Raw genomic sequence first — 7,138 nt, 5'->3', positions numbered from 1 at the left:
TGTCGGCGTCCACGAAGATCCCCACCACCGATTTGCGGCCCGCGCGCGCCACCTTGACACCCTCGATGTCGAGGCCGCATGCGTCCGTCACCGGGGTGATGAGTCTGATCAGTTCTGCTTCTCCGGGGAATGCCATACCCACCAGCCTAACGCGGGTAGGGTGTGCGCTGTGAACCGTCGCCTCGCCCCTCTTCTACTGCTGCCGCTGCTGTCCTCCTGCTCCGTGGAGATGCTCGGCCCGCAGCCGAATGCGGAGCTGTCGGCGTTGGCGGATCAGGCGCATGCCACCGGGCGCGCCGCGGACGCCGCGGAACTCGAGGCCGAGATCGCGCGCCTGTGCGGCACCCATGAGGACGGCACCACTCCCTCCTCCTGCGACTACTCCCCCTCCGCGGTCGATGAGGCCGACCCCTTCGAGGTGACCGTGGCCGCCGTCGACGACGTGCCGGCCGAGTCCCGCGATCTCATCGCCCGCCAGGCCGTGGCGCTCGCCTCCGGCGAGGCGGACACCGTCGAGTTGTCCGCCGACGCCGCCACGCAGGCGCGCGAGCTGCTGGCCGCCGAGTACGCCCGCCTCCACGGCCTCGAGGCCGCGCAGGCTTTCCACGCCGACCTCGATCCGCTTATCGACGCCACCCTCGACCGCATCACCGCCCTGCGCAGTGTGGCGGAACCCACAGGCGATGTTCCCGTGGCCGCACCGGGCTACGAGCCCACCGGTGCACTTTCCCCCTCTGACGAGGGATTTGTCCCCGCCCTGGAGGCGGAGCGGGAGGCGCAGTGGCTGCGCGCGGTCAGCGAGGCCGCCGACGACGGCTGGCGTGCCTGGCTCGCCCGCACCGCGTGAGTTACCGACATGGTGTTGATATCTGTACTCTGTGACCGGTGAGTACATCAACCGCCCGGGCCTTCCGCTGGCTCGCCCTTCTTCTCATTGTCCTCGCGGGTGCCTCGATGTCCTTCGGCTCCGCAGAAACCCCCTCCGATCCCACCGCCATGGCGCCGGACGACGTCGACTCCACCCGCGTCGCCCAGATCCTCCAGGAACGCCCCGGCGACAACGGCAACGCCGCCATCGTCCTGTTCACCAGCGACGACCCCCTCGACATGGCGGCCATCGCCCCCAAGGCCGAGGAACTCGGCGGACCGCTCATCCCCAACGAGGACATGACGGCCGCCATGGTGCCCGTCGAGGTCGTCTCCGAGGGCCTGACCGACAACGTCGACCGCATCGAGGATCTGCGCGCCGAGGCCAACGCCGACCTCCCCGACGGGGTGAGCGCCCAGGTCACCGGCCCCGCCGCCATCGACGGTGACCTCTCCGGTGTGTTCTCCGGCGCCAACCTCATGCTGCTGGCCGTCACCGGCATCATCGTCGCGGTGCTGCTCATCGTCACCTACCGCTCCCCCATCCTGTGGATCCTGCCGCTGTTGGTCATCGGCCTGGCCGACCGCGTCACCGCCACCACCTACACCTGGGCCCTCGACGCCATCGGCGCCGTGTGGAACGAGTCCACCGCCGGCATCCTCTCCGTCCTCGTCTTCGGTGCGGGCACCAACTACGCCCTGCTGCTCATCTCCCGCTACCGCGATGAGCTCCACCGCCACGACGACCGCTTCGCGGCCATGGCCAACGCCTGGGGCCCGACGGTGAAGACGATCTTCGCCTCCGCCGTCACCGTCATCCTCGGCGTGGCCTGCCTGCTGCTGTCCGCCGTGCCCACCACCCGTGGCCTGGGCCTGGCGTCCATGTTCGGCATCGCCATCGCCTTCCTCTTCGCCGTCTTCGTCCTGCCCGGTGTGCTGCTGTTCTTCGGCCGCTGGATCTTCTGGCCGCGGATCCCGCGCGAGGGCACCGAGGTCAACCACCGCTTCTGGGACCGCATCGGCAACGTCGTGCGTTCCAAGCCGGTGATGGTCAGTGCCATCGCCCTGGTGTTCCTGGCCGTCGCCAGCGCCGGCGCCCTGCAGATCCGCACCGGCCTGACCCAGGCGGAGCAGTTCATCGAGACCCCCGAGTCCATCTCCGCCGCCACCCTGCTCGAGGAGAAGTTCCCCGAGCAGGACGCCACCCCGGCCATCATCGCCACCCAGGACCCTGCCGGGGTCACGGAGGTCCTCGAGGACGAGGGCCACTCCGTCACCCCGGGCGAGCCGGCCGGTGACTGGGAGATCCTCCAGGTCTCCGGCGGCGAGACCGCCGAGCTGCGTGCCTCCCTCGAGGGCACCGACGCGCTCGTCGGCGGCCAGGATGCCGATCTCTACGACACCGAGCAGTCCGCCGCCGATGACCGCACCCTCATCTTCCCGGTGATCCTGCTCGTCCTGCTCATCGCCCTCATGGTGCTGCTGCGTTCGGTCCTGGCCCCGGTGATCATGACCACCACGGTCCTCATCACCAACATCGCCGCCCTGGGTCTGGGCTGGTGGATCTCCACCGGCATCCTCGGCTTCGAGAACTTCGACGCACTCACCCCGCTGTACTCCTTCGTGTTCCTCGTGGCACTGGGTATCGACTACTCGATCTTCCTCATCACCCGCGCCCGCGAGGAGGCCCGCGAGCACGGCACCAAGGAAGGCGTGCTGCGTTCGCTGTCCGCCACCGGTGGCGTGATCACCTCCGCCGGTATCCTGCTGGCCGCGGTGTTCGCCGCCCTCGGTGTGCTCCCGCTGGTGGTCCTGGCGCAGGTGGGCATCGTCATCTTCATCGGCGTGCTCCTGGACACCCTCATCGTCCGTACCATCCTCATCCCGGCGATCGTCCAGATGCTCGGTGAGAAGTTCTGGTGGCCGGGCAAGGTCAAGCCGAAGAAGACCCAGCGCGAGGAGAAGGTCGTCGCGACCGCCTCCTCCGAGCTCTAAACGGCCTGGGCATAGAAGAAGACGCGCCCTCGTATGTGGTGACACATACGAGGGCGCGTCTTCGTGCGCTTCAGCTAGCCGCGGACGAGCTCCTGCAGCTTCGCGACGGCCTCCTCGGGCGCCACGGACAGGGTCTCCCCGCCGCGCACGCGCACCTCCACGATGCCGTCGGCGAAGGAACGCCCCAGCACCAGCGCGAAGGGCATGCCCAGCAGCTCGGCGTCCTTGAACTTCACGCCGGGTGAGACCTTGGGGCGGTCGTCGAAAAGCACCTCGATGCCGGCGGCGTCGAGCTCGGCCGACAGGCGCTCGCCGGCCTCCATGGCGGCGGCGTCCTTGTTCGCCACGACCACGTGCACCTGGTACGGGGCGACCTCGGCGGGCCAGTTGAGGCCGAGCTCATCGTGGCGCTGCTCGGCGAGCACGGCCATGAGGCGGGAGACGCCGATGCCGTAGGAACCCATCGTCGGGATGGAGCGCTTGCCGGACTCGTCGAGGATCTGCACGTCGAAGGCCTCGGTGTACTTGCGGCCGAGCTGGAAGATGTGGCCGATCTCGATGCCGCGCTGAAGCGTCAGCGTGCCCATACCTTCCGGCGCGGGGTCGCCCTCGCGGATCTCGGCGGCCTCGACGTAGCCGTCGATCTCGAAGTCGCGGCCGGCGACGAGGCCGACGACGTGGCGGTTGGGGGCGTCGGCACCCGTGATCCACGCGGTGCCCGGCACCACGCGGGGATCGGCGAGCACGCGCACGCCGTTGGCGGCCAGGCCGCGCGGGCCGACATAGCCCTTGACCAGGAAGGGGTTCTTCTTGAAATCGACGTCCTCCGCCATCGCGACTTCGGCGGGCTCCACCGATGCCTCGAGGCGCTTCATGTCCACCTCGCGGTCGCCGGGGACGAGCACTCCCATAAGCTCCGGCTCCTGGCCGGGCTCGGTGACCTTGACCACCACGCACTTGAGGGTGTCGGAGGCCTCGGCGTCGATGCCCTCGGAACGCGCCCACTCCACGAGGGTGGCGATGGTCTCCGCATCCGGGGTGTCGTACTCGACCGCCTCCGGCTGGCCATCGATGGGCAGCTCGGTGCCGGGCTGGGTCACCACGGCCTCGACGTTGGCGGCGTAGTCACCGTCGGTGGCGCGGACGAAGGTGTCCTCACCGTTGGGCGAGATCGCCAGGAACTCCTCGGAGGCCGAACCACCCATGGCGCCGGACGTGGCCCGGCAGATGGCATAGGAGACGCCGAGGCGGTCGAAGATCGCCTGGTAGGCGCGGCGGTGGGCCTGGTAGGACTCCTCGAGGCCGGCGTCGGACATGTCGAAGGAGTAGGAGTCCTTCATCACGAATTCGCGCCCACGGAGAATGCCGGCGCGCGGGCGCTCCTCATCGCGGTACTTCGTCTGGATCTGGTACAGCGTGACCGGGAAATCCTTGTACGAGGAGTACAGGTCCTTGACGGTCTGCGCGAACATCTCCTCGTGGGTGGGCCCGAGGAGCATGTCGTTGTCCTTGCGGTCCTTGAGACGGAAGAGGTGGTCGCCGTACTCGGTCCAGCGGTTGGTCTTGTCGTAGGGCTCGCGCGGCAGCAGCGCCGGGAACAGCAGTTCCTGGCCGCCGATGGCGTTCATCTCCTCGCGCACGACGTCCTCGATCTTGCGCAGCGTGCGCAGTCCCAGCGGCAGCCAGGAGTACACACCGGGGGCGGCGCGGCGGATGTACCCGGCGCGGACGAGCAGCTTGTGGCTGGGTACCTCGGCATCAGCCGGGTCTTCGCGCAGGGTGCGAAGGAACAGCGAGGACAGACGTGTGATCATGGTGTGAAACTCTACCCGCTACCCTGAACCCCATGCTGATAGTCCTCCCTCCTTCCGAGACCAAGGCCCCCGGCGGCTCCGGCCCCGCGCTCGACCTGGAGGGACTGAGCTTTCCGGCACTGGGTCCGGTGCGGGATTCGCTTATCGACGCCCTCTCCACGCTGCCCGTCGACGAGGCCTTGCCGGTGCTCAAGATCTCCGAGAAGCTCCGCCCGGAGGCGGAGGCCAACCGGGAGCTGCGCACGGCGCCGACCATGCCCGCGTTATACCGCTACACGGGCGTGCTTTTCGACGCCCTCTCGGCCCCCACCCTGCCTGCCCATGCGTGGGAGCGCCTGGCCGTCGGTTCCGCGTTGTTCGGCGTCGTCCGCGCCGGCGACCTCATCCCCCGCTACCGGCTCTCCGGTGGCACCCGCCTGCCCGGCGCGCCGACGCTGAAGAAGATGTGGGGTGGGCTGATCACCGAGGCGCTGGCCGCGGAGGACTTCGTCGTCGATCTGCGCTCGGGCACCTACCAGCAGCTGGGCACAGTGCCCGGCGCGGTGACGGTGCGGGTGGAAAAGGACGGCAAGGTCGTCAGCCACTTCAACAAGCACTACAAGGGCGAGCTGGCGCGGGTGCTGGCGAGCGCGCCGTCGGAGGCGGCATCGGTGGAGGACGTCATGGCCGTCGCCCGCGACGCCGGGATGGACATCTCGCCGACCTCCGCGCGCGAGCTCACCCTGGCCGTCTGAACGATGCTTTCTGGATTTGCGGCACCCTAAGTGGTGTAGTTGATGGCATGGGTGTTGATGCAGACATAACAAAGGTGGCCGTCCTCTCCCCCTCGAAGGCGGCGCCCGCTCTCGGTCCCGAGGTCCACGAACAGGCCATGCGGCGCCTGCGTGAGGACTTCGGTCTGGAGCCCGTCGAATATCCCACCACCCGCCAGTTCGAGGCTTATCCCGAGGACCGCGCCCGCGATGTCATGGCCGCGTTCGCGGACCCGGAGATCGAGGCGATCTTCACCACCCTGGGTGGTGACGACCAGGTCACCGTCATCCCCTTCCTCGACCCGGAGATCATCGCCGCGAACCCCAAGCCCTTCTTCGGCTACAGCGACAACACCAACATCCTCAACCTGCTGCACAGCCTGGGCATCCGCGCCTTCCACGGCGGCAACACCCAGGTGCAGCTCGGGGCCGGCCCGCGTATCGACGACATCACCGCCACCTCCCTTCACGCCGCCCTGGATCGCTCGGGTGTCCTGGAGATCACCGACCCGGGCGAATCCGAGGACCACGGCATCCTGTGGTCCGATCCCCTCGCCCTGGAGGTCAACGGCCTGCGCGAATCCACGAAACCCTGGCGTTGGGCCGGCCCGGCGCGCCGGGTGACCGGGCGAACCTGGGGCGGGTGCTTCGAGGTGATCACCCAGATGTCCCTGGCCGACCGCGTCCCGCGGGCCGAGGACCTCGAGGGGGCGATCCTCATGCTCGAGGCCTCCCAGCGTCTGACCAACACCCACGGGATCATGGAGATCGTCCGCGCCCTGGGCGAGGCCGACATCCTCGGCGCCGTCGACGGCGTCATGGTCGCCCGGCCCCCGGCACGCAGCCTCTTCCTCCCCGAGTACCGCGACCGCGAGGAGCAGTTCGACGCCGTCATCGAGCAGGTGAGCCTGTACAACCCCGACGCCGTCGTGGTGTGCGGTGTCCCCTTCGGCCACACCCGCCCGCAGTGGATCCTCCCCTACGGCGGCGAGGTCACCCTCGATGGCGAGCAGCAGCGGATCTTCGCCGACTACAGCTAGGGCCAGCAAAGTATGCCGCGAAGCCCCTTCCGAAGTGGTGGCCGGAGGGCCTTCGCGGCGTACTTTGCTGCCATGAAGTATCAATTTATCAACGCCCGCGATTTATCAATTTATCAACTACGCTTGCAACCATGAGCAACCCTTTCCGCCCCACCTTCGGTGCCAGCCCCTACCACTGGGAGGGACGAGCCGTCGTACTCGAGGAATTCTCACGGGGGCTGGCGGGGTATCCTGGCGAGCCGTCGAGAAGCATGGTCATCGACGGCACCCGCGGTATCGGCAAGACGGTCTTGCTCACCGAGCTGGAGGACATTGCCGCGCAACACGGTTGGATCGTGCTGCGCGCGACCGGCCGCGGCGAGGCCGTACGCACACTGGTCGACACCACCATCCCCCAGAAGATCATCGAGCTCTCACCACCGCACGGGCGCACGGTCACGGCTGTACAGGTCAGCGGCTTCCGTGTGGACACGGAGATACTGGATACCACCGAACCTGTACCCACCCTCGGCACCCGCATGCGGGACCTCCTGGCTCTGTTGCGCGGCACGGGCGTGCTCATCACCGTCGATGAGGTACAGGATGCTGACCCGGACAACCTCTCCGACATCGCCGTCACCCACCAGGACCTCATCCGGGACGATCACCATGTGGCGTTGGCGATGGCCGG

At 68.3% G+C, this 7,138-nt stretch carries 6 protein-coding genes; 5 read left to right on the top strand and 1 reads right to left on the bottom strand.

Annotated features, from left to right (window positions below; genetic code table 11):
* Window positions 1-169 precede the first annotated feature (169 nt).
* Both Q4F73_RS07950 and Q4F73_RS07945 read left to right on the top strand, forming a co-directional pair.
* Complete coding sequence (locus tag Q4F73_RS07950; protein WP_303358818.1) at window positions 170-847, top strand: hypothetical protein; 678 nt, start codon at window positions 170-172, stop codon at window positions 845-847.
* Between the two features lie 38 nt (window positions 848-885).
* The gene (locus Q4F73_RS07945) at window positions 886-2,862 is read left to right on the top strand and encodes an MMPL family transporter (RefSeq protein WP_303358817.1); all 1,977 of its coding nucleotides are present in this window, start codon (window positions 886-888) and stop codon (window positions 2,860-2,862) included.
* 74 nt (window positions 2,863-2,936) lie between these two features.
* On the opposite strand, the gene Q4F73_RS07940 is transcribed toward Q4F73_RS07945, so the two are convergent.
* Window positions 2,937-4,676: a proline--tRNA ligase gene (locus Q4F73_RS07940; protein WP_303358816.1), complete on the bottom strand. Its 1,740-nt coding sequence runs from the start codon at window positions 4,674-4,676 to the stop codon at window positions 2,937-2,939.
* A gap of 32 nt (window positions 4,677-4,708) precedes the next feature.
* Here Q4F73_RS07940 and yaaA point away from each other — a divergent pair, with 32 nt between their 5' ends.
* The 3 genes from yaaA to Q4F73_RS07925 form a co-directional block, all read left to right on the top strand.
* On the top strand, window positions 4,709-5,410 hold the full coding sequence (gene yaaA / locus Q4F73_RS07935; protein ID WP_303358815.1) for a peroxide stress protein YaaA: 702 nt from the start codon (window positions 4,709-4,711) through the stop codon (window positions 5,408-5,410).
* Window positions 5,411-5,457: 47 nt separating this feature from the next.
* On the top strand, window positions 5,458-6,468 hold the full coding sequence (locus Q4F73_RS07930) for a S66 peptidase family protein (protein ID WP_303358814.1): 1,011 nt from the start codon (window positions 5,458-5,460) through the stop codon (window positions 6,466-6,468).
* A gap of 131 nt (window positions 6,469-6,599) precedes the next feature.
* On the top strand, window positions 6,600-7,138 hold a 539-nt coding region (locus Q4F73_RS07925), incomplete at its 3' end, for an ATP-binding protein (protein WP_303358813.1).

The organism is Corynebacterium sp. (genome assembly GCF_030535495.1).
In the GTDB taxonomy this organism is placed as follows: Bacteria; Actinomycetota; Actinomycetes; order Mycobacteriales; family Mycobacteriaceae; genus Corynebacterium.
The sequence above is the reverse complement of the archived record's forward strand: the minus strand, read 5'-3'. Positions and strand labels throughout refer to the sequence as shown.